Genomic DNA, 26,627 nt, shown 5'->3' with positions numbered 1-26,627 from the left:
ACATAGGAAATTGACACTCTTCGTACATACATTTTTAAAAAGTATGAAACACTATGGGAAAACAGCTGCGAAGGGTATGGTTGAAATGAAAAAAAGTATAAAAATCATGCTAGGATGTATGATGTGCGCGGCAATGCTTGCGTTAGCTGCTTGTAAAAACGATGAAGCAGGCGAGCCGAGTCTTTATTTAATTCCGAAAGATTACACGGGATGGGTCAACATTAAATATGATAAAGAACGAGGCGACAAAACAACGCGTGAGGGAAAATACGTTGTATTTAAAATTAATAAGGACGGAAATTGCTTAACGAAATCGTTGCTTACTCATAAAGGCTGGGCTACAAACCAGTATTACTACGTTGACGATAATGGAAAGCGAACGAAACTCCATCCAGGCAAGCGAATTCATGGTGCGACAGAAGGAAATCAAAATAAAAATTATACGGAAGAGCACTTCTTTGTCGGTTCAGCAAAAGAGTTTTCCAAAAGCGAGGATTATCGAAGAACGGAAAAGCAGCTAAAAGAGGATGAATAAAAAACAACGGACGAAACACGTCCGTTGTTTTTTATAATTATATTATGTAAACAAAAAACTAGAAATGATCTTTTCCACTCCATTGATCTGTGATATAGTATGAAAATTACGTATTAAAAGATAAAAGACGAAAGGAGAATACAATGAGTCAGAACGCTCAGTGGGCCTCTAAGATTGGTTTTATCCTCGCATCAGCAGGTTCTGCAATTGGAATTGGTGCTATTTGGAAGCTCCCTTATGTAGCAGGAACAAGCGGAGGCGGCGCTTTTTTTCTATTGTTTATTTTATTTACAGCCGTTATTGGACTTCCATTATTAATGGGTGAATTCGTGTTAGGTCGCCATACGCAAAAGGAGGCCATTCGTGCCTATCAGGCAGTTGCCCCAAACAGTGGTTGGAGCATTACAGGATACATAGGTGTCATCACATGTTTTATTTTACTTTCTTTCTATAGCGTTGTTGGTGGGTGGATTATTCAATACGTAGTTTCAAGTATGACAGGTCAGCTATTTCATGTGACAGACTACGCCGCACATTTTGAGAAAACGATTGCGAACCCATACGTGGCCGTTGGATCACAGTTATTGTTTATGCTGATTACGATTTTAGTCGTATCAAGAGGGATTCAAAACGGGATTGAAGCGGCCAATAAATATTTAATGCCGGGATTGTTTGTTCTATTTATCGCCATTATTTTTCGATCTCTTACGCTTCCACATGCGATGGAGGGTGTGTCATTTTTCTTAAAGCCTGACTTTTCGAAATTAACTTCGAGAAGCATACTGGATGCAATGGGTCAGTCGTTTTTCTCGTTAAGTGTAGGGGTGTCCGTTATGCTCACCTACAGTTCCTATTTAACGAAAGAACAAAACTTACCCAAATCAGCGGTTTCCATTTCCATTATGAATATTAGCATTTCCCTTTTAGCTGGACTCGCGATTTTTCCGGCCGTGTTTTCGATGGGCTTTAAGCCTGAAGCAGGACCTGGACTACTATTCATTGTGTTGCCTTCAATCTTTTCACAGCTTCCATTTGGCGTAGTCTTTCAAGTATTATTTTTAGCCCTATTTTTATTCGCGACGCTAACATCCGCGTTTTCGATGCTTGAAATAATCGTTGCCGCTCTTGCAAAAGGCGAACAAACGAAGCGAAAAAAAATATCCTGGAGTGCAGGGCTCATTATATTCCTAGTTGGAATTCCTGCTGCTTTGTCGTTTGGGGTATTAGGAGACGTGAAGATAGCGGGGAAAATTATTTTTGATGCCGAAGACTTTTTAGTTAGCAACATTTTAATGCCGCTTGGTGCATTGCTTATCTCCATTTTTGTTCCGTTAAAAATGAAAAAAGAGGTGCTCATCCAAGAATTTAGCTATGGATCTTCAAACGTAAAGCGCTGGTTTGCCCTCTGGCTGTTAGCACTTCGCTATATTGCGCCTATTTTAATTATCATTGTCTTCTTAGACGTATTAAATATCATTTAAAAGGAACGGCGCATTCGATGCGTCGTTCTTTTTTGAGGAAACATTTCCTTTTGTTTGATAAAATAACAAAAAAAGGGGTGTTTGATGTGAAGGAATTGTTGCTAGCAATTAAAAAAAGGGAGCAGGGAGAAACGCAGGATGCGAGAGATCTTCTTTTGTCTCTTGTAAAGGAGTATCCAGAAAATCCAGAAGTTCTGTATCAAACGGCTTGGGTTCATGACGCGCTTGGTCTGGAAATAGAGGCAGTCCCGTATTATGAAAAGGCGCTTCAAAACGGTTTAGACGGAGAAGACAGAAAGGGAGCCTTTTTAGGTCTTGGAAGTACCTACCGAACAATTGGTGAATACGATCAGGCGAGGCGAACACTTGAACAAGGAATGAAAGAGTTTCCTGAAGCTGCTGAATTAGCGGTGTTTTGTTCAATGGTAATGTATAACCAACACGAGTATGAAGGCGCGATGACGCTTTTGCTTACCGCGGTAGCGGAAACATCTAATCACGAAGGCATTCAAGCATATAAAAAAGCAATTTTATTTTACTCCGATAAGCTAAACGAAGTGTGGAAGTAGGTCATGGGTCTTTTTTCTTATTTTAGTTAGTTGCCGATAGAAGTTATTCCTAGTATTACATCCTAATTTATGGGGAAAACACGTCTTTGTAATCAATTATGGAAAATTGCATACTCGTTGGTCAAGTTTCGTTCGATAGTTTGTTATAATAATTTGTGAGATTGATAGGGAGGTGACAGTCGATTGAAAAAACTTACAAGTTTCCTTGTAGCACTTTTCCTTTGCTTACATATTCCTCTGCATCATAAAGGAGACGTGTCAGCTAAAAGCGGCGCAGCGTCTTATTCTGATTATAGTCAGACTGCTTACTGGGCAGATTCAATGTCTTGGGGAGTAGAAAAAGGCATCATCCAGGGGTTTAAAGGAGAAGGAAAGTTAAAACCGACTGCGCAAGTAACGGAAGGTCAGTATGTAACCATGCTCCTTCGATATTTGGATCCGAAAAATCTGGAAGCAACGAGTCAGCCTTTTGCTCAGTACAAGTTAGCGAGTCATTATCAGCTACCAGTAAAAAGCGAAACAGAGGCTAAACCACTCCGACGTGGAAACGCAGCGCGAATTTTAGCAGACGCCGTAACAGGGAAAGATCTTTCAGAGTATCAAGCTATTCAATGGTTTTATACGAATCAATTATCAGCAGGTACAATCAAAAATGGTAAAACGGTTAAAACATATGAAGCATTTAATCCAAACAGTACGCTTTCAAGAGCAGACGCCGTAACATTTATCTACCGATTGTCTACAAGCTCTGTGCCAAGCACGATTAAGAAGGTAGCGCAAACAACACCGAAACTACCAAAAGCGTATTCAATCCGTGGAATTAACATTGATGATTCCGCTTCTACCGTAAGAGGGAAATTTGGTGCGCCTATTCGCGCCACACAAAACGAATACGGTGCACAGTGGAATACGTATCATCAAAACTATCAGAATTTCTTTATGGTAAGCTACCATAATGGAAAGGTTGGAGCGCTGTACACAAATCAGCCTGTATTTAATGGACCAAAGGGAATTAAAATTGGTTCTCGTAAAACGCAGGTTCGTCAAGTGCTAGGTGCACCTCTGAAGTATGTTCAAAAAAATGGAACAAATTATGAGATCGCCGATGATCAGTATGATACGTATCTAATAAACGGTACGTATGTAACGTTCTTTTATGATAAATTCCGCAGCAATACGCTAACAGCGGTACAATTAGTCAAAAAAGAAGTTGAAATGAGCAAGAGCGGTTATTATGGTTCCAAAAGCCTTTCTGTTCAACAAGGTTTCGCTTACCAATTGTTCGATTTAACCAATGCGACTCGCAAAAAAGAAGGATTCTCTATTTTAAAATGGAATTCGACTGTTGCAGGAACAGCAAAGCGACATAGTGCGGATATGGCAAAAAACAATTATTTTGATCACTACAACAAGCAAGTAGAATCACCGTTTGATCGTATGCATAAGGATGGCATTCGCTATTCAATTGCAGGTGAAAATATTGCAATGGGTCAGTTCAGTAGCATTTATGCGCACGAAGCGCTGATGAACTCCATGAGCCACCGCACCAATATTTTACAACCAAAATGGACGTATCTTGGAGTTGGTGTTGTCTCAAACAAAGACAATCTGCCATACTACACAGAAGATTATTTTACTCCATAAAAAGCAGGCCCCGCGGGGTCTGCTTTTTTTATAGGAGAATTATCTGTTTGTTTAATTCCATTTTATGTTAAAATGAGCCCAAGAAAATAGCGAAAGAGGAGATGGAAATGGCTCACGTGGTGTTACGGAGCGTTAATAAAGGGAACTGGAAAGAGGTCGCCCGGTTATCGCTAAAGGAAGAACAGAAATCATTTATTGCCTCGAATCTATATTCGATGGTAGAAGTACAGTTTCTTGAAAACTTCAAAACAAAAGCCATTTATCGAGATGAGGAAATGATTGGTTTTACGATGTACGGAATTGATGAAGAAGACGGAAATTATTGGATTTATCGCTTTATGATTGATCAACGTTTTCAAGGTAAGGGCTTAGGAAAAAAGGCGATGCTACTTGTCATTGAAGATATTGAAAAATGGAATTCTACCAACATCCCATGTATTATGATTGATTACCATCCTGACAATATTGGTGCCAAGAAGATGTACAGAAAAGTTGGGTTTGTTGAGACAGAGCGAGGACCTGGAGGAGAGCAGTTTGCCATGTTTACTCTTTAGCGAAAGTACATAGTTAACTAAAAGTGGTTCCTTCTGTTCAATATAATTACTGAATTCTAGAAAAATGACAAAATTGTGGCGAAAAATGAAACCTTTTGATGAATCAAAACGTAGAACTAGATACAGAGGTACTAAAAACAAAAAAGGAAAAAAATGTTTAAGGTATTATCCATCGGTGGTAATATGTCTGAAAACTATGCTATCCTTATGAAAGAGTAGGAGGAGTACACATGGCAATTTCGTTAACAAAAGGTCAAAAAATTGATTTAACCAAAGGTCAGCAGGGACTGTCTAAATTGTTGGTGGGTCTAGGCTGGGATCCTGTAAAGAAGAAAAGTTTCCTTGGATTTGGTGGAGGCGGAGCGAACATTGATTGCGACGCTTCTGTGCTAATGCTAGATGAAGATGGAAAGCTTCGCAGTCAGCGCAAAGTTATTTATTTTGGAAACAGAGAAAGCGCTTGTCAAAGTATTCGTCACTCTGGCGATAATTTAACAGGACACGGTGACGGAGACGATGAACAAATCTTCGTTGATTTAAAAAAAGTGCCGTCTATTGTACATAAACTAGTATTTGTTGTGAATATTTACGATGCGGACAAGCGTCATCAAGATTTTGGCATGATTCAAAATGCGTTTATTCGAATTGTCGATGCGTCTTCAAACAATGAGCTTGTTCACTATAACATTACCGACAATTTTTCGGGGCTAACAACACTGTTTGCGGGAGAACTTTATCGCCATGGCGGTGAGTGGAAATTCTCCGCCGTCGGTGAGGGAACAAAAGACATCTCCATTTCTCAAGTTGCTAGCAAATACTCTTAATAGAAGGTATGGTAATCATTATAATTAATTGAAGGAGAGATTAACGATGGCTATTAATCTATCAAAAGGACAAAAGGTTGATTTAACAAAAACAAATCCTGGTCTAACAAGCGTTGTTGTAGGATTAGGGTGGGACGTAAATAAGTATGACGGTGGCAACGACTTTGACCTAGATTCTTCTGTTTTCTTGCTAAATGAAAATGGGCAAGCTGCTTCAGAAGCAGATTTTGTTTTCTATAACAACACAACAGGTGCAAATGGGGCAGTTGTTCATACAGGAGATAACCGCACAGGCGCTGGATCAGGTGATGATGAGCAAGTAACGGTTAACCTTAAAAATGTACCAGTGAACATTAAAAAAATTGCCTTTACGATCACGATCCATGAAGGTGAAGAACGCAATCAAAACTTTGGTCAAGTAAGCAACTCATACGTTCGTATTCTAAACGAATCAACGGGTGAAGAACTTATTCGTTACGACCTTGGGGAAGATTTCTCTATTGAAACAGCGATCGTAGTAGGTGAGCTTTATCGCCACAATGAAGAATGGAAATTCAGCGCAATCGGAAGCGGTTATCAGGGCGGTCTAGGAGCTTTAGTAAAAGATTTCGGATTAGCGTAAGTAAATGCATAAAAAAGGGAGGATAATGGGCAGGGCGTCCTCTCTTTTTTAAAAAGATGTAAAATGGGGGAATAAATATGTCAATTACACTATCAAAAGGTCAGCGTGTTGACCTGACAAAAACAAACCCTGGTTTGACAAAAGTGGTCATTGGACTTGGCTGGGATACAAATAAATATAGCGGGGGCCACGACTTCGACTTAGATGCATCAGCGTTTTTAGCTAATGCATCTGGTAAAGTAGAAAACGATGAAGAGTTTATTTTTTATAACAACTTAAAAAGTCCTACGGGTGCAGTTGAGCATACAGGCGATAATCGCACTGGTGAAGGAGAAGGCGATGATGAGCAACTAATCGTCGATTTTGCCGCGATGCCTTCCCACGTTGAACGGGTGGGAATTACGGTTACGATCCATGATGCTGAGGCTCGCCGTCAGAACTTTGGTCAAGTCTCAAATGCGTTTGTTCGTGTGGTAGATGCGGATTCAGACCAGGAAGTTATGCGCTATGACTTAGGAGAAGATTTTTCAATCGAAACAGCGGTTGTCATATGCGAACTTTACAAGCATAATGGAGAATGGAAGTTTAATGCGATTGGTAGCGGCTTCTCAGGTGGATTAGCTGCGCTGTGTCGTAACTATGGGCTACAGGTGTAAAACCTGTGAAAAGAAAAAGGAGATAGTAAAAGATGAATGACTTATTCTTTACCATTGGAGCTGTTGTGTCGTCAGGCGCATTAGTTGCTCTAGTCAAAATTATCCTTATTGATATTATTTTATCAGGGGATAATGCGGTCGTGATTGCGATGGCAACAAGAAGTTTGCCGAAAGATCAGCAAAATAAAGCGATCTTTTGGGGGACGGTTGGAGCTGTTGTGCTCCGAATTGGTTTAGCAGCTATTATTGTGTACTTATTAAAAATTCCGTTCGTTCACCTTATCGGTGGTCTTTTACTTGTGTGGATCGCGTACAAGGTATTAGTAGAAGAAGAAGGCGAAGCAGATATTAAGTCTAGTAACAGCTTAGCGAAGTCAATTCAGACAATCATCATTGCTGATGCCGTTATGAGTCTTGATAACGTCGTGGCGGTAGCAGGAGCTGCTCACGGTAACATCTTAATGATTGCAATCGGAGTTTTAATCAGTATTCCAATTATGATTTTCGGTTCAAAAGCAATCGTAAAGGCAATGGAGAAATTCGCGTGGATCGGTTACATCGGAGCAGGGATCTTAGCATGGACAGCAGGCGATATGATTCTTAAAGATGAAAGCTTGAACGACCTTGTGAAACTTCCTCATGGTGTAATTGGCTACGTTATCGTGGGAATTATTACAGCCCTAGTTTTACTTGCAGGATATCTTACAAATCGTAAAAATAGCCAAAAGAATAAACTAAAAGAATCTGCGTAATCGGCGAGCAAAGCTTCTTGCAAAGGAATTTGTATAGGTCATCGTACCATGAAAAGTGGTGAGAAGAGGGAAGGTTCATTCTGTGAGCTTTCCCTTTTTTTATCTCCTTTATAGATCTCATTGGGAAAAAGATGTAAACAGGTGTATGATAAAAGTATCTATGAAAGGGAGAGAGAAGGACTGAAAGCCTTTCTTCTCTATGCAAGTAATGGCAACGAAAATCGAAAGAAGTGAGGCCATCATCTAGAGGGTTTTCCATTAGACATAAGAATAGGTGGCACATTTTTAGAAGAAAGGAGATTGAAGCAGAGTGTCCAAGCAGTTTCAATTTCAACCCATTCCATTAGAAAACGTGGACTGGATCGATCTCGCATCAACAGCAGCGCTGGCGCGAAAAGGCTATGAAGAAGGAGAAAATGTCTACAAAATCCCTCAAGTAGCAGGTCGGTTTTTAGGAGTTCCTCACAATGAGGATGAATATGCGGAAATGCTATACGCGTTAAAAAATGAAACGGCCAACAGCATCGTGCTGAGCGGGAACCTTAACAAGGTTATTACAAACGAACATCGTCAAGCAATCCAAAAAATGCTCATGATTCATACGGAAGAAAAAGGTCTTTCCATTAACCGGTTCATTGCCTTTCTAGAAGGAGAGCGTCTATTACCGAAAGGAAGCGACGAATCGTATTCCGTTCATATTCGTCAATCATTTCGAAACGTATTAGAATTGTTTGCAAGTCAGCATGAAAAGGGGCTGTTAGATGCTGATTTCCGACGCGTATTTACGGACTTGGTGAAATGGCAGTTTAACCATATTTCTATATGGCTCGCAGAGAATACTCGCCCTGTGATTACATGGTACGGGGACGCGACAAAAAGCGAGCAGTATTTTTTACTTTACTTATTATTACTTGGATATGATGTGTTAATGTTTCACCCAGAAGCAACAGACATTATGAAGCAATTGGATCACGCTGAAGTCTTTAGCAAGGTGTTCCGTTATCCAAAAACAAGCCCGTTAAAGCCATTTCCGGAAACAAAGCCAGTCCGAAAAGGAACGGTCGCGTTTCGTGCGTCACAAGAAATTGACGAGCTGTTGCATCAAGATCAGTCCATGCTGTATAAGTCTTGGCAGTTCCGGGACTATCTCTCTCGATCCATTACGTTAAAGACGACGTATGATGAGCTGTACATCGTGATGCGTGAGCGTGCGTTCATCCGACCAAACTTCGAAGTGGCTGATGAAACGGTCTATGTTCCGACTATTTTTTCGAAAGTGTCAGGAATTTCAAAGAACAAGCGCCATTACTGGGATCGGATTCATGAATTGACTGAATATGAACTAGCGTCCACTATTCGCGCGTTTCCATTTACAAAAGAAGTGAAGGGGAATAATCACTTTCACTATCAAAATGCGCTTGATGAGACAGGGAGACTGAATCCTGACAAAATGATGGCGGCAAACTGGTGGCGATACCGAGAGCTGCCGAGTGGTTTACAAAAAAACATTGCAAGCGCGATTTCACGTTACTGTGAACTGCCGAAGTTAAAGCCAATGCCACATGAAAACATGTATGAGTTGCAGCTGTATTTGTTCACGCAGTCAATGGAAATATCACCGCAGTTATTGCGAATGCTGCAGCAGTTTGATTATTCTCAATCTGTTCCGCGCCTCATTTTGTTTAATACGGATAAAAACGGCAAGTTGTCGCGTTCAGACAGTGCTGAGCTTCTACTAATGAACGAGCTTGGCGTAGATGTTGTCTTGTTTAATCCGACCGGACAAAATGATATCGAGCAATTTGTGTCAGAAGATTTATATGATGACCATTGGTTAGAAGATGTCAGCTTTAACGAAGAGTTTAAAGAAGCATCGTTATTGAAACGAGTAATTAAAAAAATATTTTAAAAAGGAGCATACATATGTCAATGAATGTAAATGAGCTACAAACGCTCGGATTGGATAAGCAAGAGGAGCTACTTGAACAAAAACCAAACGAAATTAAGCTACAGCTGCGTCAAGAACCAGACGTTCAGCGCTTAGCGGATGGCATCGATCATCGTAACCAAATCGCGCTACTAGAGTACGGGAAAGAGCCAGCGGATGAAATCTCTGCGTTTTCAGGGCGTATTTTAAACTCCATTAAGTCGAGTAGTATGGAAGAATCAAGCGTTCTATTAACACAGCTAGGAAAAATCATGGACAAGTTTGATAGCAAAGATTTTGTAGAGGACAAAGGTCTTTTTTCAAAGCTATTTAACCGTGGCCAAAAACTCATTGAGAAGCTATTTGCCAAATATCAAACAATGGGTTCTGAAATTGATAAAGTATACATTGAAATTAAGAAGTATGAAGACGAAATGAAAAAATCAACCCTGACGTTAGAAGATTTATATGAACAAAACTTTCAGTATTACATTCAGCTAGAGAAGTATATTGTGGCGGGAGAAATGAAGGTTGAAGAAGTGAAAAAACAGCTTCCTGGTCTTGAAGAGCGTGCAGCAAGCGGACAGCAGCTAGCTGTAATGGAGCTTGATTCCCTACGTAATGCGATCGAGCTAATGGAGCAACGCGTATATGACTTAGAGATTGCCAAACAAGTAGCTTATCAGTCTGCGCCGCAAATTCGCATGTTGCAGCGCGGGAATACGAAGCTTATTGCAAAGATTAACTCTGCCTTTGTGACGACGATTCCAATTTTTAAAGCCGGATTAATTAATGCCATTGCGGCAAAACGTCAAAACATGGTCGCAAAATCGATGAGCGAACTTGACAAGCGTACGAATGAAATGTTGTTACGTAACGCACAAAACATTTCTCAGCAAAGCGTAGATATTGCGAAGCTCGCAGGCAGTCCTAGTATAAAAATTGAGACGATGGAGCAAACGTGGGATATCATCGTAAAAGGAATGCAAGAAACGAAAGCGATTGAAGATGAAAACAAACGTCTTCGTGAAGAAGGAAAAGTTCGCCTTGAAGAGCTTCAAAATAAGTTTCAGCAGATGAAGCAAAATCAGCGATAATAAGGAGGTCATGAGATGGATTTTTTGCTGCAGGCGATCGCCTGGGCGGGCGTTATTTTCATTTTGTTGATTATAACAATCGCGAAAACCATTCATGATCGAAAAAAAGAGAAGAAATGAAGCGCTGGTGTGTATCCAGCGCTTTTTTATATGGCAAGATGAAACCTTTTAACTCATTCCTCCGTATATAAGGTAACAGCTAGAGCAAGTGCTTATAAAAGTAGATGGTGACAACAATCGTGCATAGAGGAAGCAGAAGGAGTGGGGTACATGAAGAAAAAAACAGCCGGCATAGGAGCTGCTTTGCTGTTTTTAGCCAGTAAATTTAAATGGCTGGTGGTCGTTTTAAAGTTGACCAAGCTATCAACGTTTATATCGATGCTCATTACACTAGGAGCGTACGGACTGTTTTTCGGGTGGAAGTTTGCCGTTGCTCTCGTATATTTGTTGTTTGTGCATGAAATGGGCCACTTAGTTGCGGCAAGGAAAAAAGGAATTGCTACGTCACCTGCGATCTTTATTCCGTTTATGGGTGCTGTAATCGGGATGAAGGAGTTGCCAAAAAATGCGAAGGATGAAGCGTATATTGCCTTTGCTGGTCCGCTCTTTGGACTGCTGTCATTTTTACCTGCTATTCCGTTATATTTTTGGACGAAGGATCCGCTATGGGGACTCATTATCGGGTTTGGAGCACTTTTAAATCTATTTAATTTATTTCCTGTTTCACCGCTAGACGGCGGTCGGATCGTGACGGTTTTATCCACAAAGATTTGGCTAATCGGGCTTATTGTCCTTATTCCGTGGATGATTTATGATGGAAGCGCCATTATGATTTTAATCTTTATTATCGGTTTAAGCACGTGGTGGGCGCGCATTAAGGAACTATATGAACAAAAACAGCTTGAAACAGAGCTTGCGGTTCTAAATGAAGTAGAAGAAGTGTTTCATGAAGTAGATGACAAAAGTCCGTATCTTTCACTATACGAGCCTATTCGTTCAGAGCTCATGCGCCGTCATTTGATTCAAAAAGCAGAAGAGTTTGGTCAAAAGGAGTTTGACTACAATCAACTGCTGTATGTGATGAAAAAACGATATATTCCATTTAAAGACGATAAGAAAAAGCTACAACGAGATGAATATGCGTATCGAGTTAGTGCGTATTCAACGGCCAAAAATTTCTTGCGTCAATGGTCATTAGGGTTAACGTATTGGGAAGAGGACACGCCGTTTAATTGGCTAGATAAGGAAAAGGAAAAAGTAACAGAGCGTTTAACGAAGCTACAGACTTATTATTTAACATCCACAAAGGAGAAAATTCTATGGTTAATAGCGTATCTTGCACTCGTTGGAATCCTAACAGGGTTTTACGTGTGGGGACACGACATACTAGAGAGTAGTCGACTTTTAGTAGGATAGCGTTGAGAGAAGCTTTAATGAGCTTCTCTTTTTTAGTATTTTGTGTTTTTTCTAAACTATCAGTATAATAGAACTAGTCTGTCTGGAAAAATATGTGTGGAAGGAGTGAGAAGAATGGAGATTTATCGATTTGATCAGGGTGTGTGTCGAACCGTTCATAAATACGACTCTAATTTCCTCATGACAAAGCTATTGGTAACAGAAGGCATCACTCACATTGGATGTATGTATATTGAACCGGGTGAGGTAGTAGGGTATCATCAGGCAACAGTTGATCAATTGTTCATCGTTGTGCATGGTGAAGGGGTAGTTCGCACGACAGAGGAAGATCGGACTGTCATTCAAAAAGGACAAGCAGCGTTTTGGAAACAGGAAGAATGGCATGAAACAAAAGCGACGACGAGTATGGTCGTAATCGTGACAGAGGCAGAAAATATGAGGCCGGAACATTTCTTGCAGTTGGTTTCCGAATCGTAATAGGGGTGTAGAATACATATGTTAAAAACCATATGGAAGGTGATTTTTGGTGTTTTACTAATTACCATTATCGCTGGATTTCCGTTGTTGCAAGATCCAGAGAGAGCGTCACTTATTCCGCAGTTTAAAAATGCGTTGAATGTCATACGAGAACTTCGACTTTCGTCCTTTACAACGTATACAAATGCTTATTCCGAGATGGGAATGCCGCTATCAAAAGGACAGCTGTGGCAGGATATCGTCCCTCTTGCCATTAATTCGGGATTGATGCTTTTTTATAGCTTAATGATTGCCCTTGTTGTAAGCATGATTTGTGGCTATGTGTTTCATCGGGCCTTTTTATCTAAAATGGTGAGAGGCATTATTTCATTGCTAGCGATTATTCCTGATTTTGTCTACGTGTTGCTTGGAATTTATGTTGCTATTGCATTGTATAAAAAAACGGGTATTCTCTTAATGGTGCTATCGCCAAAAGCATCACTAGACTTTCCACTTTATCCGCTCATTTTTTTATCACTGACGCCAATGATGTATTTAATTAAAATGCTCGCATACAAGTACAAGGAGCTGCTAACTGAGGATTATATTCGTACAGCGATGGCGAAAGGATTGTCCAAGCAGTACATAGATCTACAGCACGTATATAAAAATTTAAAGCCTTTCTTACAGGCCGACTTAAAGAAAGTCATCTCATTAACGGTCGGAAGCTTGTTTATCGTGGAATATTTATTTCTTATTCCAGGTCTGACAAAGCTTATTTTTATTGGATATGAATTCCCGAAAGTACTGATTGCTTTGTCGATTTTAACGATCATTGCCGTACTAAATTATTATGTTATTCAACTCTTTTTATATTTATTTGAGAAGGTGTTCATTCGTGGGTAAAACGAGAAATTATTCATTGTATATTGGAGTATTCTTCGTATCCCTTATGCTAATAGGAGGTATTATTGGTCCTAAAGTTGCCCCACATGATTTAACCTATAATTCAGGGGTGTATAGTGAAGTCATTGACGGGAAATATACGCTTTTTTCACCACCATTTCCTCCATTTGAAAGCAAGGAATACATATTAGGAACGGATTATTGGGGCTATGATCTCTTATCGGAGCTTCTTTATGGCATGCGGTATACCGTTATAATTGGCGTTTCCGTTGCGTTAATGAAGGTTCTGCTCGGAACCATTATTGGAATCGGCATTGGCATGCTAAAAAAACAACCAGTATGGTGGGAAGCATTTGAAGAGACATGGGGATATATTCCAAGCTTTTTAATTGTTTATTTTATGCTTGTAAACATCACCATTGAATCACCCTTTACACCTCTCCAATTAAGCGCACTGTTTGCGTTGGTAGCGGGAATAGTGGGAGTGCCAAGTATCGTCTCGACGGTTCGCCATAAGACGATCGAAATTAAAAAGCGTCCGTTTATGGAAGCTGCAGTCGTAAGCGGTGCAACAAGAATGACGATGATCCGCAAAGAAGTGTTTCCTCACTTACGATCGGAAATGCCGTACTTACTTGTTGTTGAAATCGTCCATACGCTCTCGCTTATGGGGCAACTTGCATTGTTTAACTTATTCATTGGTGGAACAAAATTCGATCCTGAATTTAACACGTTTGTGTCCGTCACAAAGGAATGGGCAGGGCTAGTTGGACAAGCACGACCAAGCTTAATGTGGGGACAAAGCTATTTAATGTTTGTTCCGCTTGCTTTTTTGCTGTTTATGATTTTATCGTTTACGCTCTTAGCGCACGGCATTAAAGTAAAAGCGCAGAAAACCTATTTTAAAGCACCATGGTATTAAAATATTATTCTTAAATGCTTATCTAACTTAGATAGGCATTTTTTATTATTTTTAACGTCTTATTTTTCAATATAATCTAATTTTTTAAAATAAATAATGTAAATATAAGTAAATAATAATATATTATTTTCCAATAATAAGAGTCGAAAAGCATAGAAAAAACTGTATCTAAAGAGAAAATTAAGGAAATAAAAGTGAAAAAATAACCATTTTTATGACAAAATATTAAAAAATGAACCGTTAGAAGCAGAAGGGTTTTGTCGTTCCTTGTAACAAAACTGTAATGTTAATGCGTTTTTCTTGTAATATAATATTGCTACAATGTAAACCGTCAGCGAATTAGTAGATTATGACACTGGAGGATAAATTTCTATGAAGAAGTTAATATATTCTATTGCATTAGGTTCGACACTTACAATTGTACCAACGATCAGCCACGCGGCTCTTGGAGATACAACTTTAAAATATGGTATGAAAAGCCAAGATGTAAAACAACTACAACAATCGTTAAAAAATAAGGGTTACTTCTCAGCGGGAACAACCACATATTTTGGAAGTATTACAAAAGATGCCTTAATGAAATTTCAACGTGCAAACCATCTTTCAGCAGATGGAATTGCTGGTAAAAATACATACCGTGCTTTATTAAGTGGCGCTACTGTAAGCAGTTCTACAAAAGTAAGCAGTACAGGCCTTTTAAAACAAGGTTCACGCGGAGCGGCTGTACAACAAGTACAACAACTTCTAAAAAGCAAAGGCTATTTCAAAGCCAATACAACAACATACTTTGGCCCAATTACTCGTGATGCAGTAATGAACTTCCAACGTGCAAACCACTTGTCGGTAGACGGTGTAGTTGGTTCGGCTACGTTAAAAGCGCTTAACGGAGGCGGAGCATCTGCAAGCACAGTGAGCTCAAGTACGTCAAGCAGTGCAACATTAAAACTTGGAATGAGCGGTTCTTCTGTTACGTCACTACAATCAAAGTTAAAGAGCAAAGGTTACCTAAAAGTAAGCCCAACTGGTTACTACGGTTCTTTAACAAAGAATGCGGTTATGGCGTTACAACGTGCACACGGCTTGTCTGTTGACGGAGTAGCAGGTCCAGCAACAATGCGTGCACTTGGTTCAGCTTCTTCTGTAAGCTCAACGTCATCAGTGAAAGGCATTACGTCTCAAGATAAAGCAACACAAATCATTTCAATCGGTAAGCAATACATGGGAGTTCCATACGTATGGGGCGGTTCATCACCAAGCGGCTTCGACTGCAGTGGGTTCATCAACTATGTATTCGCTAAAGCAGGCGTAAGCGTACCACGTACAGCTGCAACGATCTATAGCGCTGGTCAAAGCGTATCTTCTCCATCTGTAGGGGATCTAGTATTCTTTGAAACATACAAGCCAGGTCCATCACACGTAGGGATCTATCTTGGAAACGGCCAATTCTTAAATGCATCGTCTTCTCGCGGTGTAACTATTACAGATATGAACACTTCTTACTGGCAGTCTCGTTATTTAGGAGCAAAAAGCTACTATTGATCGGAAGTAGGTTGCTGTTTCACAAGTAATGATCTGTTGTAAGTTTCCGTGCGTTCGCAGTGCTGAACAATCGAGTGTTTTACCATACAAACCGTTACTTCTGAGACAACAATCGAATAAAAATAGACATGGTTTTCATTCACCGTGTCTATTTTTTTCAAACTTTGCCAAAATGGGTTAGCAAGTGGACAATATTCTTACGTTTTAGGGAAATAAAAAGTCTAGTTACTAATTCGCTGAACGCTGTCATTCATTTATCTTTAATCGTTCTATTTCATTCTCTTTTTTAAACTATGGTATGATAGGAAAGACACTTATACTGGAGGGATTGAAATGGCTATTATTGATATGACAATTATTCCGCTTGGGACTGAAACACCGAGCATGAGTCATTATGTAGCAGATATTCATAAGATTCTGGACAACCACAAAGACCGCGTTACATACCAGCTCACACCGATGAGTACGCTTATTGAAGGAGAACTGAGTGATCTATTAGAGCTTGTAAAAGAGCTTCATGAAGTTCCATTTGATAAGGGAATTCAGCGCGTATGCACAAATATACGTATCGACGATCGTCGTGATAAAAAGCATACAATGGCTGGGAAATTAGCTTCGGTTCAAAGTAAAATAGAAGGATAATAAGAGTAGGGAACGTATTCCCTGCTCTACCTTTTGTTTTAAAAAAACGCAATTTGTCGATTTATATCTTAAATTGTCTGAAAATTATAAAAATATTTCTAGGGAAATAAATGGAGAAGCAGCTGCTGTTTTTGAGGGATTTTAATCATTGGTCACGCTTATTTAGAGAAAAGTAAAATGGACCTCTCTCGCTCATTGTGAGGAAGCGTGATGCAAAAGTCGTTTTAGTCGATTGAATGGATCAACATTTTAACGTAGAGAGAAGGAATACGAATGGAAAAGACCCTTTATACATATCCTTATGCTTCACAGCGAATGACATCAATTGCACGTAATGGAATGGTAGCCACGTCACAACCGCTTGCTGCACAGGCGGGATTGGATATTTTAAAACGTGGTGGTAATGCAGTAGATGCAGCCATTGCAACAGCTGCTTGTTTAACGGTAGTAGAACCAACGTCAAATGGAATTGGCGGAGATGCTTTTGCGATTGTATGGATGAACGAGTCCCTATACGGGCTAAATGCGAGCGGTCCCGCTCCAAAGGCGATGTCCATTGAGGCAATAGAAGAGCTAGGATACTCAGAAATTCCTTCTCACGGGTTCATTCCGGTAACGGTGCCAGGAGCACCTAGTGCGTGGGTAGAGCTGTCAAAACGCTTTGGGCGTCTTACGCTCTCACAAGTACTTGAACCCGCTATTCGCTATGCCCAAGAAGGCTTTCCACTCTCACCAACGCTTGCAGCAGGATGGGAGCGTGCGTATGAGATCTTTCAGGAGCGCTTAAAAGGTGAGGAGTTTCAATCGTGGTTTGATACGTTTGCACCAAATGGAAAGGTTCCAAAAGCGGGAGAAATGTGGCATTCACTCGATCATGCGCGAACGCTTCTTTCCATTGCGGAAACGAACGGGGAATCGTTTTATCGTGGTGAATTAGCTGATCAGATTGATGATTTTTCACAAAAATACGGTGGATTTATTACAAAAGAAGATCTCGCTGCGTATCATCCAGAGTGGGTGGATCCTATTTCTGTCTCCTATAAAGGACATGAAGTGTGGGAAATTCCACCTAATGGACAAGGTCTTGTTGCGCTTTTGGCATTAAAAATGCTTGATCAGCAAGAATTTGCTGGGAAAGAAGTCGCGGAAACATATCATCAACAAATTGAAGCAATGAAGCTTGCTTTTGCTGATGGGATGCGCTACATAACAGATGGTAATCATATGCAAGTAGCGATTAAGGATTTGCTTTCAGAAGAGTACGCAGCCACAAGACGTTCATTGATTGGGGAACGTGCGAGACAGCCTGAATGGGGAGAGCCGGCGAAAAGCGGAACGGTTTATCTGGCCACAGCGGATGGTGAAGGGAATATGGTGTCATTCATTCAAAGTAACTACATGGGGTTTGGTTCAGGTCTTGTTGTTCCAGGAACAGGGATCGCTCTGCAAAATCGCGGTCACAATTTCTCTTTAGACCGAACGCATCATAACCGATTAGATCCTGGTAAAAAGACATTCCATACAATCATTCCTGGCTTTTTAACACGCGGCGGCAAAGCTGTCGGGCCATTTGGGGTAATGGGAGGGTTTATGCAACCACAGGGCCATCTGCAAGTTGTGATGAACATGGTTGACTTCGCAATGAACCCACAGTCTGCACTCGATGCTCCGCGCTGGCAGTGGATCAAAGATAAAAAAGTATCGTTTGAACAAGAAGTCGCACCACATATTTTGAATGAGCTTACAAGAAGGGGTCACGACGTATCATTAGCACCGAGCAGAACGAGCTTTGGTCGTGGACAGATTATTTGTCGTGATCAGGAAACAGGAGTGCTCTTTGGGGGAACCGAAGCACGTACAGATGGTCATATTGCACTATGGTAATATAATTTTGGATTGGCTGCTACTCACGCGCGTGGGTAGCAGCGAAAAGGCAGTTTATTTGCTTACCCGTACAAGAATAAAGGGCAGAAAGTGGCTGTGTAGCTGTAGTAGAATGGCTTTTAGAAACTGCTGATGCAGTGAGGGAAGCAATGAGGTACTAAAAACGTTTTTGATTCAATAATGTTAAAGAATGAGCAAGCGAATAGAAAAAGTTTTAAAAAAATATGCAAAAACCTATTGACGAATGTGAAAATAAGGTTCATAATACAAAACAACATCACATCAACAAACACAACCAATCTTACATATAGATTTTGCGAAGAGAGGAATTGCAGTAGCATTTATTTCCCTGTTAAAGAGAGCTGACGGTCGCTGTGAGTCAGTACAAAAATAAATGTGAATTACGATCCTGGAGCTTCTTTTTCGACATAAGGCGTTTGTCTTATCTAGGGAAAGACGGTGATGAACCGTTATTTCAATGAAGTGGTGAACGTTTTTGTTCACAACTAGGGTGGTACCGCGATCTCTCTCGTCCCTACTGTTTGACAGTAGGGATTTTTTTTATAACTAAATACAGTAAAAAGCGATGAAAAGGGCATTAGTAATATGACTCTCCCTGTTTTCCAGAGAGCTGATGGTTGGTGAGAATCAGCACAAAGAGCATATGAATTACATTCTTGGAGCTTTCTTTTTCGGATTATTTCGAAAAGACGGAGAACTTCCGTTATCTTAATGAAGAGGTAAGCAGCAATGCTTGCAACTAGGGTGGTACCGCGAATTTATTCGTCCCTACTGATGATACAATCAGTAGGGACTTTTTTGTTTCTCTGATTGTATCCGGAGTGTGATGAACCATCTTCATTTAGGGGAAACTCTGAATGGCAAACAGACTAAATCAAATTTCAGGAGGAATTTATTATGACAAACCCAACATTACAATCTTTACGTGCACAGGTAGATGACATTAACTTAGAAATTTTAAAATTACTAAACGAGCGCGGTCGCGTTGCACAAGAAATCGGAAAAATCAAAAGTTTACAAGGTGTGAATCGCTTTGATCCAGTTCGTGAGCGTCAATCATTAAATCTTATTCAAGAGCATCACGATGGTCCATTCGAATCATCAACGATTCAACACATCTTCAAGGAAATCTTCAAAGCAAGCTTAGAGTTACAAGAAGACGATCACAGTAAAGCACTTTTAGTATCTCGTAAGAAAAAGCCAGAAGACACAATCGTTGACATTAAAGGCGAAAAAATTGGTGACGGAAACGTGAAATTCGTAATGGGGCCATGTGCAGTAGAAAGCTACGAGCAAGTTCGCGAAGTTGGTTTAGCGCTTAAAGAGCAAGGTATTAAAGTAATGCGCGGTGGAGCATTCAAGCCACGTACATCTCCATACGATTTCCAAGGGCTTGGTATTGAAGGGCTAAAAATTCTACGTCGTGTAGCAGATGAGCTAGATCTTGCAGTGGTAAGTGAAATCGTCACACCACAAGACATTGAAATCGCGGCAGAATACTTAGATGTGATTCAAATTGGTGCACGTAACATGCAAAACTTTGAATTACTAAAAGCAGCTGGTTCAATCGATAAACCAATTCTATTAAAACGTGGTTTAGCAGCAACAATCGACGAGTTCATTAATGCAGCAGAATACATCATGTCTCGCGGAAATGGAAACATTATTTTATGTGAGCGCGGAATCCGCACATACGAGCGTGCAACACGTAACACATTAGATATCTCAGCTGTACCGATCTTAAAGAAAGAAACTCACTTACCAGTTGTTGTGGACGTAACGCATTCAACAGGTCGTAGAGACTTATTATTACCATGTGCAAAAGCAGCGATTGCAATTGGCGCAGATGCAGTAATGGCGGAAGTACATCCAGACCCAGCAGTAGCATTATCAGATTCTGCTCAACAAATGGATATTCCACAATTCAACGCATTCATGGAAGAATTAAAAAGCGTAGCAGCAAAGTTCTAATATAATAAGGTAGAAAGTCGGATTTGTTACACAGGAGAACTCGTCCCGCATACGAGGGAGGAGTTCTCTTTAGTTAGAAGGGAGACAGAATAATGAGATATTTAACAGCCGGAGAATCACATGGTCCACAGCTTACAACGATTTTAGAGGGCGTACCTGCAGGACTTGAACTATTAGCAGAAGATATCAATACAGAGTTAGCGCGTCGTCAAAAAGGTCATGGTCGCGGTCGCCGTATGCAAATTGAAACGGATCGTGCGAATATTACAAGCGGCGTTCGTCACGGAGTAACGCTTGGGTCTCCAATCGCCCTTGTCGTAGAAAACAAAGATTTTACGCACTGGAGAAACATTATGGGTGCAGATCCTGTTGATAACCAAGAGGAAGTAAAGCGTCAAATTTCAAAGCCTCGTCCAGGGCATGCGGATTTAAACGGGGCGATTAAGTACGGTCATCGTGATATGCGTAACGTACTAGAGCGCTCATCAGCACGTGAGACAACGGTTCGTGTGGCAGCAGGGGCAGTGGCAAAAAAACTTTTAAAGTCGCTTGGTATTGAAGTCGCAGGTCACGTATTAGAAATCGGCGGTGTGAAAGCAGAGAATACGTCTTATGACTCCATTCAACAGCTTCAAGAACTCACAGAAGCGTCACCTGTTCGTTGTTTAGATGAGGAAGCGGCTCAACAAATGATGAAGGCGATTGATGATGCGAAGGAAAACGGCGATAGCATCGGTGGCATTGTGGAAGTAGTCGTTGAAGGTGTCCCAACAGGTCTTGGTAGTCACGTTCACTATGATCGTAAGTTAGACGGGAAATTAGCATCGGCAATTATGAGCATCAACGCATTCAAAGGTGTCGAAATCGGCGTTGGTTTCGAAGCAGCACGTAAGCCAGGAAGCCAAGTTCACGATGAAATCCTTTGGAGTGAAGAAGAAGGCTATACGCGTAAAACAAACAATGCGGGTGGTTTAGAAGGCGGCATGACAACAGGTATGCCGATCGTTGTAAGAGGCGTAATGAAGCCAATCCCAACGCTTTACAAACCGTTACAAAGCATTGATATTGAAACAAAAGAACCGTTCCAAGCGAGCATTGAGCGCTCTGATAGCTGTGCGGTACCAGCGGCAAGTGTGATTGCAGAAGCAGTGATCGCATGGGAATTAGCGAATGTGATTATTGATCAATTTGGTCATGATCGAATGGATTTAATTCGTGAAAATATTGAGCGTCACGAAGAATACGCACGAAAATTTTAAGTAAGAGAGGATCAGCGATGACAAAAGTATTGCTAGTTGGAGTCGGATTAATTGGTGGTTCAGTTGCATTAAGTATGAAAAAACAGCAAGACATTGTTATCGCTGGTTATGATATACATACATCTAACTTAGAGATGGCAAAAAGTAAGGGTATTATTGACGAAATGGTATTAGACGTGCAAATAGAGGCTGAACGGGCAGACCTTATTATACTAGGAACGCCCGTTGAGCAAACGATTCAATTTATGGAAAAGCTTGCTGAGTGGGACTTGAAGGATCAGGCAATCATCACAGACGTTGGCAGTACAAAATGGTCCATTATGAAAGCAGCAGAGCGACTAAATGAGTCGGGAAAAACATTCATCGGAGGTCACCCGATGGCTGGATCACACGAAAGCGGTGCTGTTCATGCGAGGGCAGATTTGTTCAGAGGCGCTCGCTATGTGTTAACGCCTTCTGCTGAAACGACCGTAGCGCAATTAGAAATGCTAACAAAGTGGTTGAGTGACACAGAAGCAAATTTTATTACAATGGACGCGAAAGAGCACGACCAAGTTACAGGGGTTATCAGTCATCTCCCTCATATGATCGCAGCAAGCCTTGTTCGGCAAGTAGAAGAACACGCAAACAAAAATAATCTTGTTCGCCAAATGGCGGCAGGAGGATTTCGCGATATCACACGAATTGCCTCAAGCAGTCCTGTGATGTGGCGTGATATCTCCCGCCAAAATCGAGAAACGCTATTAGATCTTTTAGAGGACTGGATGAAGGAAATGCAGCAGGTCAAACAGCTGCTTGAAAAATCTGATCAGCAGGAGCTGTATACTTATTTTTCAGATGCAAAAACGTTCCGTGATTCGATTTGCATTTAACATTGAAAGGAGTGGATTTTTATGACAAAAGTGTTATCAAAAGCAACATCAAGCTTAAATGGAGTGATTCAAGTTCCAGGAGACAAATCGATCTCTCATCGCTCTGTTATGTTCGGTGCCATTGCGAGAGGAAAAACAACGGTGACCGGTTTTCTTCCTGGTGACGATTGCCTCAGCACCATTGCTTGTTTTCGTGAGCTAGGCGTTACGATTACGCAAAACGGTGATCAAGTTGAAGTAGAAGGAAAAGGTCTAGATGGTTTAAAAGAAGCGCGAAATGTGTTGGACGTAGGAAATTCAGGGACGACGATGCGTCTCATTTTAGGAATTCTTGCGAACACGCCGTTTCATAGCACATTAATTGGGGATAGCTCGATTGCAAAACGTCCGATGCAGCGCGTAACAAAGCCTCTGCAATCAATGGGGGCGAAAATTGATGGGCGTGAAGAAGGAAACTTTACACCGCTTTCTATTCGCGGCGGACAAACAAAGGGGATTCACTATCAATCTCCGGTAGCTAGTGCGCAGGTAAAGTCATCTATTTTACTTGCTGGTCTACAAGCGGAAGGAACGACAAGCGTAACAGAACCAGAAAAATCTCGTGATCATACAGAACGCATGCTTCAAGCTTTTGGTATCGAAGTGAAAGTAGATGGACTGACGGCATCGTTAGAAGGTGGCCAAACGCTAAAAGGGACTCATATTGAAGTGCCTGGTGACATTTCGTCTGCAGCGTTCTTCCTAGTGGCAGGTGCGATTGTTCCAGGAAGCCGTATTGAATTGAAAAAAGTAGGAATGAATCCAACGCGCACAGGGATCATTGATGTGTTGCAAAATATGGGTGCATCGATTACGTTTGCTAATGTGAACGAAGATGCAGTCGAGCCGTATGCGGATATTATTATTGAAGCATCACAGTTAAAAGGAACGGAAGTAAGCGGCGACTTGATTCCGCGCTTAATTGATGAGATCCCGATTATTGCCCTAGCTGCAACACAAGCAGAAGGAGATACGGTTATTAAAGATGCAGCAGAACTAAAAGTAAAAGAAACGAACCGTATTGATACGGTCGTAAATGAGCTAACAGCACTTGGTGTGAAAATTGAAGCAACAGAAGACGGCATGATTATTCGCGGAAAATCTACTTTAACAGGTGGAAAAGTAAGCAGTCATGGTGACCACCGCATTGGGATGATGTTAGCCGTTGCTTCTTGCCTTGCAGAAGGTGACGTGGAGATTGAAAACGGAGAAGCGGTTACCGTTTCATATCCAAACTTTTATGAGCATCTGGCATCGCTACAGCGATAATGAAAAAGACGCAGTCCTGCTGCGTTCTTTTTTTAGTTAAAATAAGACTGAATATTCTATTTTTGAAGGGAAGGTGATAACGAATGAATACAGATCGCTGGAATGCTAGTTTGTATGATGAAAAACACTCGTTTGTCTCAAGGTATGGAGGTGACATAATCGATTTATTGGACCCACGGCAAGGTGAACGTATTCTAGACTTAGGATGTGGAACGGGTGACTTAGCTTATCAATTGTACAAGAGGGGAGCAAATGTAATCGGAGTAGATAAGTCAGAAAATATGGTGATGGAAGCAAAGAAAAAATACCCTGAACGTTCATTTTTCGTAGGTGATGTCACCGAATTATCTTATCATGAAGAGTTTGATGCAGTATTTTCAAATGCGACGCTTCATTGGATAAAGACACCTGAAAAAGCTCTTCAACGTATCGCTCAAAGCCTCAAGCCTGGAGGTCGTTTCGTAGCTGAATTTGGTGGGAAGGGAAACGTCCAAACGATAACAAATGAAATCAAACATCAGTGCTACCTTCACCATGTAACGTGTACGGACGAAGAATTTCCCTGGTATTATCCGAGCATTGGTGAATATACCACATTAATGGAAGCGCAAGGGTTTCACGTTACGATGGCCTGTCATATTGACCGTCCTACCCCTTTAGAAGGAGAAAACGGGTTAAGAAACTGGATTGAGATGTTTGCTGGTGCACTCTTACAACATGCTACGACAGAGGTAAGAGAAGAAATGGTCTCTCAAGCTGAACAGCGTTTAAAAACCGTTCTTTATCATGATGGAAGCTGGATAGCGGATTATAAACGCATTCGAGTGAGAGGAATTAAAGCAACATAGTTTGCGTTAGAAATGGAATTCGTGTTCCTTCGAACTCTTTTCTTAAAATCAGTCCCCTTCGTATGTTATAGTAGACGTTGATGTGTACCGAGAAACAAAGGGGGGTTTTGATGAGATATAGAGTTTCTGCTGTGCAATATCACTTGCATACGATTGAAAGCTTTGATGATTTTGCTAGCCAAGTCATTCACCACGTAAAAACCGCACAGGAATTTAATGCGGATTTTGTCCTGTTTCCTGAGTTCTTAACGACTCAGTTGCTATCATTTAAAGTAGATGGACGTGAGCAAACCATTGAGGATTTGCCATCATATACAGAGTATTATTATCAGCTGTTTACAGGGATTGCTAAACAGACAGGTATGCATATTATTGGCGGCACGCACGTTATTGAGGAAGATGGAAAGTTATATAACGTTGCCCATCTTTTTTACCCAGATGGGACAATTGGAAAACAAGCTAAGCTTCACATTACGCCGACAGAAGTAGAAGAATGGAACGTGTCACCTGGTAAAGAGGTGAATGTGTTTGAAACGGAAAAGGGAACGATTGCTATTTTAACGTGCTATGACATCGAGTTTCCAGAAGTTGTTCGTATGGTTCGTGCGATGGGAGCGGACGTAGTGTTTTGTCCATCTTGCACCGACGATCGCCAAGGCTTTCACCGCGTTCGTTATTCAGCGCATGCGAGAACGATTGAAAATCAAATTTATGTCGTCACAACAGGGACAGTGGGATCATTGCCAACGGTTGATTTTATGCGCGCAAACTTCGGTCAGGCGGCAATACTGTCACCGAATGATATCCCGTTTCCACCGCAGGGCATTGTGGTAGAAGGTGAAATGAATAATGACATGATTGTAACAGGTGACGTGGATCTACAGCTTTTACACGATGTTCGTGCAAAGGGATCTGTTACAACATGGCGAGATCGTCGCAACGATTTATATCCAGATTGGGTCGAACATGTGAAAAAAACAAAGGGAAAAAGAATTGAATGACAGCGAGAGGCCTATTCTTTTTATAGAATGGGTCTTTTTCTAGGGTCAATTAAAGAAGAGAATTCATTAATATTTCGATGGTAGTAAAGCGACCATGTAGTTGGCAGTTAAAGTGAGAATGCTAGGTAGAACGTATCGGGAAATATAGTTGACAATACCCTTTATGATGGTAGAATTTCAAGTAACACAATGGAGTGTTACATTATGATTTCATTAGGAGCTACTAAAAATGGACAAACAAGGGCAAGAAATGTTTTTAGATTTTATTTTACAAAGAGTTCAAGAAGGAAAAGAAGACGAAGCTAGAGAAATTTTGTTAGAAAACTTCAAGAAACAAGATGAAGGTAACTTTTCACAGGAAGATATTCAAGCCTTTGTCCCAAAGATGATGAGCCTATTAAAACCAGAGAAATTAACTGAAGTACAAGCAGTAGTGAAGAATTTTTCAGGTGGTTTTGGCAATAAATGAGTTTCATGTATCAAATCACGATGTGTTCTAATGCATTCTAAGCGCCCCTTGCCAGAGTATAAAATAAGGGATTAGATAGTAAAAGAATAAAGGTTTACGATGGAGAGCCATTTAGGGGTTCTCCCATTTTTTTAGAATTTATAGTTGGTATTTGAATGGTTAAATTTAAAATTTAATGGATATTTTCTAAAAAAAGGGTCATCAAACTCATTTTAATGACATAAATATATTCAATTTTTCAGTAGTAAATTAAAATTTACACAACATAATTTTCATTTTATTCGCTAAATAAAACTGAAAAATCAGAAATATCTTTCAAATTCGCGATAGAATCGATTCCTTCGACCTATAGAATTTAGAAATTTGTCTAAAATAAGGTTTTTCTTCATCAAATTTTTTCGATTTTTTCTCAATACCGCAAAATTCTATTTGATGCTATGATTTTCCTATCA

At 40.6% G+C, this 26,627-nt stretch carries 26 protein-coding genes and 2 other annotated features; of the genes, 25 read left to right on the top strand and 1 reads right to left on the bottom strand.

Translation table 11 applies throughout. From position 1 onward, the window contains the following. Positions 1–43 precede the first annotated feature (43 nt). The 16 genes from AMD01_RS15940 (at position 44) to AMD01_RS15865 (ending at position 15,900) form a co-directional block, all read left to right on the top strand. Positions 44–535, top strand: coding sequence for a DUF6843 domain-containing protein (locus AMD01_RS15940; protein ID WP_245638963.1), 492 nt, complete (start codon positions 44–46; stop codon positions 533–535). 143 nt (positions 536–678) lie between these two features. After that, entirely contained in the window at positions 679–2,016 is a 1,338-nt protein-coding gene (locus AMD01_RS15935; protein WP_053402426.1) for a sodium-dependent transporter, read from the top strand. A 32-nt stretch (positions 2,017–2,048) separates the two neighbouring features. Then, positions 2,049–2,585: a tetratricopeptide repeat protein gene (locus tag AMD01_RS15930; RefSeq protein ID WP_342666999.1), complete on the top strand. Its 537-nt coding sequence runs from the start codon at positions 2,049–2,051 to the stop codon at positions 2,583–2,585. A gap of 183 nt (positions 2,586–2,768) precedes the next feature. Then, on the top strand, positions 2,769–4,229 hold the full coding sequence (locus AMD01_RS15925) for a CAP-associated domain-containing protein (protein ID WP_053402425.1): 1,461 nt from the start codon (positions 2,769–2,771) through the stop codon (positions 4,227–4,229). 107 nt (positions 4,230–4,336) lie between these two features. Next, positions 4,337–4,783 (top strand): GNAT family N-acetyltransferase, encoded by a 447-nt coding sequence (locus tag AMD01_RS15920; protein ID WP_053402424.1) that lies wholly within the window; start codon positions 4,337–4,339, stop codon positions 4,781–4,783. A gap of 230 nt (positions 4,784–5,013) precedes the next feature. Next, complete coding sequence (locus AMD01_RS15915; RefSeq protein WP_053402423.1) at positions 5,014–5,607, top strand: TerD family protein; 594 nt, start codon at positions 5,014–5,016, stop codon at positions 5,605–5,607. A gap of 46 nt (positions 5,608–5,653) precedes the next feature. Then, a complete protein-coding gene (locus AMD01_RS15910) occupies positions 5,654–6,229 on the top strand; it encodes a TerD family protein (RefSeq protein WP_053402422.1) in 576 nt (191 codons plus the stop codon). Between the two features lie 77 nt (positions 6,230–6,306). Beyond that, the gene (locus AMD01_RS15905; protein ID WP_053402421.1) at positions 6,307–6,885 is read left to right on the top strand and encodes a TerD family protein; all 579 of its coding nucleotides are present in this window, start codon (positions 6,307–6,309) and stop codon (positions 6,883–6,885) included. 32 nt (positions 6,886–6,917) lie between these two features. Beyond that, the gene (locus tag AMD01_RS15900) at positions 6,918–7,637 is read left to right on the top strand and encodes a TerC family protein (RefSeq protein ID WP_053402420.1); all 720 of its coding nucleotides are present in this window, start codon (positions 6,918–6,920) and stop codon (positions 7,635–7,637) included. A gap of 310 nt (positions 7,638–7,947) precedes the next feature. Beyond that, entirely contained in the window at positions 7,948–9,546 is a 1,599-nt protein-coding gene (locus AMD01_RS15895; protein WP_053402419.1) for a YceG family protein, read from the top strand. Positions 9,547–9,566: 20 nt separating this feature from the next. Further along, positions 9,567–10,661: a toxic anion resistance protein gene (locus AMD01_RS15890; protein WP_053402466.1), complete on the top strand. Its 1,095-nt coding sequence runs from the start codon at positions 9,567–9,569 to the stop codon at positions 10,659–10,661. 270 nt (positions 10,662–10,931) lie between these two features. Beyond that, positions 10,932–12,077, top strand: a complete 1,146-nt coding sequence (locus AMD01_RS15885) for a site-2 protease family protein (RefSeq protein WP_053402418.1) — start codon at positions 10,932–10,934, stop codon at positions 12,075–12,077. Between the two features lie 114 nt (positions 12,078–12,191). Beyond that, a complete protein-coding gene (locus tag AMD01_RS15880) occupies positions 12,192–12,554 on the top strand; it encodes a cupin domain-containing protein (protein WP_053402417.1) in 363 nt (120 codons plus the stop codon). A gap of 18 nt (positions 12,555–12,572) precedes the next feature. Next, positions 12,573–13,439 (top strand): ABC transporter permease subunit, encoded by an 867-nt coding sequence (locus tag AMD01_RS15875; RefSeq protein ID WP_053402416.1) that lies wholly within the window; start codon positions 12,573–12,575, stop codon positions 13,437–13,439. Next, positions 13,432–14,361, top strand: a complete 930-nt coding sequence (locus tag AMD01_RS15870) for an ABC transporter permease subunit (protein WP_053402415.1) — start codon at positions 13,432–13,434, stop codon at positions 14,359–14,361. Before AMD01_RS15875 ends, AMD01_RS15870 begins: the two co-directional genes overlap by 8 nt. Before the next feature lie 372 nt (positions 14,362–14,733). Next, entirely contained in the window at positions 14,734–15,900 is a 1,167-nt protein-coding gene (locus tag AMD01_RS15865) for a C40 family peptidase (protein WP_053402414.1), read from the top strand. Here the strand turns inward: AMD01_RS15865 and AMD01_RS24235 are convergent. Then, positions 15,894–16,043 carry a hypothetical protein gene (locus AMD01_RS24235; RefSeq protein ID WP_157052765.1) on the bottom strand — a complete coding sequence of 50 codons (150 nt, stop codon included), beginning with the start codon at positions 16,041–16,043 and terminating at the stop codon, positions 15,894–15,896. The two genes, AMD01_RS15865 and AMD01_RS24235, sit on opposite strands and share 7 nt — an antisense overlap. A 190-nt stretch (positions 16,044–16,233) precedes the next feature. On the opposite strand from AMD01_RS24235, the gene AMD01_RS15860 reads away from it, so the two are divergent. The 9 genes from AMD01_RS15860 (at position 16,234) to AMD01_RS15820 (ending at position 26,175) form a co-directional block, all read left to right on the top strand. Next, positions 16,234–16,542 (top strand): MTH1187 family thiamine-binding protein, encoded by a 309-nt coding sequence (locus tag AMD01_RS15860; protein WP_053402413.1) that lies wholly within the window; start codon positions 16,234–16,236, stop codon positions 16,540–16,542. A gap of 273 nt (positions 16,543–16,815) precedes the next feature. Then, the gene (locus tag AMD01_RS15855; protein WP_053402412.1) at positions 16,816–18,426 is read left to right on the top strand and encodes a gamma-glutamyltransferase family protein; all 1,611 of its coding nucleotides are present in this window, start codon (positions 16,816–16,818) and stop codon (positions 18,424–18,426) included. A 310-nt stretch (positions 18,427–18,736) separates the two neighbouring features. Beyond that, positions 18,737–18,966 (top strand) — a binding site (T-box leader). Positions 18,967–19,003: 37 nt separating this feature from the next. Beyond that, positions 19,004–19,220 (top strand) — a binding site (T-box leader). A gap of 124 nt (positions 19,221–19,344) precedes the next feature. Continuing rightward, entirely contained in the window at positions 19,345–20,418 is a 1,074-nt protein-coding gene (locus AMD01_RS15850) for a bifunctional 3-deoxy-7-phosphoheptulonate synthase/chorismate mutase (RefSeq protein WP_053402411.1), read from the top strand. Positions 20,419–20,510: 92 nt separating this feature from the next. After that, entirely contained in the window at positions 20,511–21,677 is a 1,167-nt protein-coding gene (gene aroC, locus AMD01_RS15845; protein WP_053402410.1) for a chorismate synthase, read from the top strand. 17 nt (positions 21,678–21,694) lie between these two features. Next, positions 21,695–22,549, top strand: a complete 855-nt coding sequence (locus AMD01_RS15840) for a prephenate dehydrogenase (protein WP_053402409.1) — start codon at positions 21,695–21,697, stop codon at positions 22,547–22,549. A 21-nt stretch (positions 22,550–22,570) separates the two neighbouring features. Then, a complete protein-coding gene (gene aroA / locus AMD01_RS15835; protein ID WP_053402408.1) occupies positions 22,571–23,857 on the top strand; it encodes a 3-phosphoshikimate 1-carboxyvinyltransferase in 1,287 nt (428 codons plus the stop codon). Positions 23,858–23,940: 83 nt separating this feature from the next. Further along, a complete protein-coding gene (locus AMD01_RS15830) occupies positions 23,941–24,705 on the top strand; it encodes a class I SAM-dependent methyltransferase (protein WP_053402407.1) in 765 nt (254 codons plus the stop codon). A 110-nt stretch (positions 24,706–24,815) separates the two neighbouring features. Beyond that, entirely contained in the window at positions 24,816–25,706 is an 891-nt protein-coding gene (locus tag AMD01_RS15825) for a carbon-nitrogen hydrolase family protein (RefSeq protein ID WP_053402406.1), read from the top strand. 229 nt (positions 25,707–25,935) lie between these two features. Then, entirely contained in the window at positions 25,936–26,175 is a 240-nt protein-coding gene (locus AMD01_RS15820) for a hypothetical protein (protein WP_053402405.1), read from the top strand. Positions 26,176–26,627: the final 452 nt, after the last annotated feature.

Origin of the sequence: Priestia koreensis (assembly GCF_001274935.1) — a bacterium.
Classification (GTDB): Bacteria; Bacillota; Bacilli; order Bacillales; family Bacillaceae_H; genus Bacillus_AG; species Bacillus_AG koreensis.
The sequence above is the reverse complement of the archived record's forward strand: the minus strand, read 5'-3'. Positions and strand labels throughout refer to the sequence as shown.

Coding starts and splice junctions, on each gene's coding strand:
- AMD01_RS15940 (WP_245638963.1), top strand. CDS start 44: ATGAAACACTATGGGAAAACAGCTGCGAAGGGTATGGTTGAAATGAAA.
- AMD01_RS15920 (WP_053402424.1), top strand. CDS start 4,337: ATGGCTCACGTGGTGTTACGGAGCGTTAATAAAGGGAACTGGAAAGAG.
- AMD01_RS15830 (WP_053402407.1), top strand. CDS start 23,941: ATGAATACAGATCGCTGGAATGCTAGTTTGTATGATGAAAAACACTCG.
- AMD01_RS15850 (WP_053402411.1), top strand. CDS start 19,345: ATGACAAACCCAACATTACAATCTTTACGTGCACAGGTAGATGACATT.
- AMD01_RS15840 (WP_053402409.1), top strand. CDS start 21,695: ATGACAAAAGTATTGCTAGTTGGAGTCGGATTAATTGGTGGTTCAGTT.
- AMD01_RS15915 (WP_053402423.1), top strand. CDS start 5,014: ATGGCAATTTCGTTAACAAAAGGTCAAAAAATTGATTTAACCAAAGGT.
- AMD01_RS15860 (WP_053402413.1), top strand. CDS start 16,234: ATGGCTATTATTGATATGACAATTATTCCGCTTGGGACTGAAACACCG.
- aroA (WP_053402408.1), top strand. CDS start 22,571: ATGACAAAAGTGTTATCAAAAGCAACATCAAGCTTAAATGGAGTGATT.
- AMD01_RS15880 (WP_053402417.1), top strand. CDS start 12,192: ATGGAGATTTATCGATTTGATCAGGGTGTGTGTCGAACCGTTCATAAA.
- AMD01_RS15875 (WP_053402416.1), top strand. CDS start 12,573: ATGTTAAAAACCATATGGAAGGTGATTTTTGGTGTTTTACTAATTACC.
- AMD01_RS15865 (WP_053402414.1), top strand. CDS start 14,734: ATGAAGAAGTTAATATATTCTATTGCATTAGGTTCGACACTTACAATT.
- aroC (WP_053402410.1), top strand. CDS start 20,511: ATGAGATATTTAACAGCCGGAGAATCACATGGTCCACAGCTTACAACG.
- AMD01_RS15905 (WP_053402421.1), top strand. CDS start 6,307: ATGTCAATTACACTATCAAAAGGTCAGCGTGTTGACCTGACAAAAACA.
- AMD01_RS15910 (WP_053402422.1), top strand. CDS start 5,654: ATGGCTATTAATCTATCAAAAGGACAAAAGGTTGATTTAACAAAAACA.
- AMD01_RS15900 (WP_053402420.1), top strand. CDS start 6,918: ATGAATGACTTATTCTTTACCATTGGAGCTGTTGTGTCGTCAGGCGCA.
- AMD01_RS15935 (WP_053402426.1), top strand. CDS start 679: ATGAGTCAGAACGCTCAGTGGGCCTCTAAGATTGGTTTTATCCTCGCA.
- AMD01_RS15885 (WP_053402418.1), top strand. CDS start 10,932: ATGAAGAAAAAAACAGCCGGCATAGGAGCTGCTTTGCTGTTTTTAGCC.
- AMD01_RS15825 (WP_053402406.1), top strand. CDS start 24,816: ATGAGATATAGAGTTTCTGCTGTGCAATATCACTTGCATACGATTGAA.
- AMD01_RS15820 (WP_053402405.1), top strand. CDS start 25,936: ATGGACAAACAAGGGCAAGAAATGTTTTTAGATTTTATTTTACAAAGA.
- AMD01_RS15855 (WP_053402412.1), top strand. CDS start 16,816: ATGGAAAAGACCCTTTATACATATCCTTATGCTTCACAGCGAATGACA.
- AMD01_RS15890 (WP_053402466.1), top strand. CDS start 9,567: ATGAATGTAAATGAGCTACAAACGCTCGGATTGGATAAGCAAGAGGAG.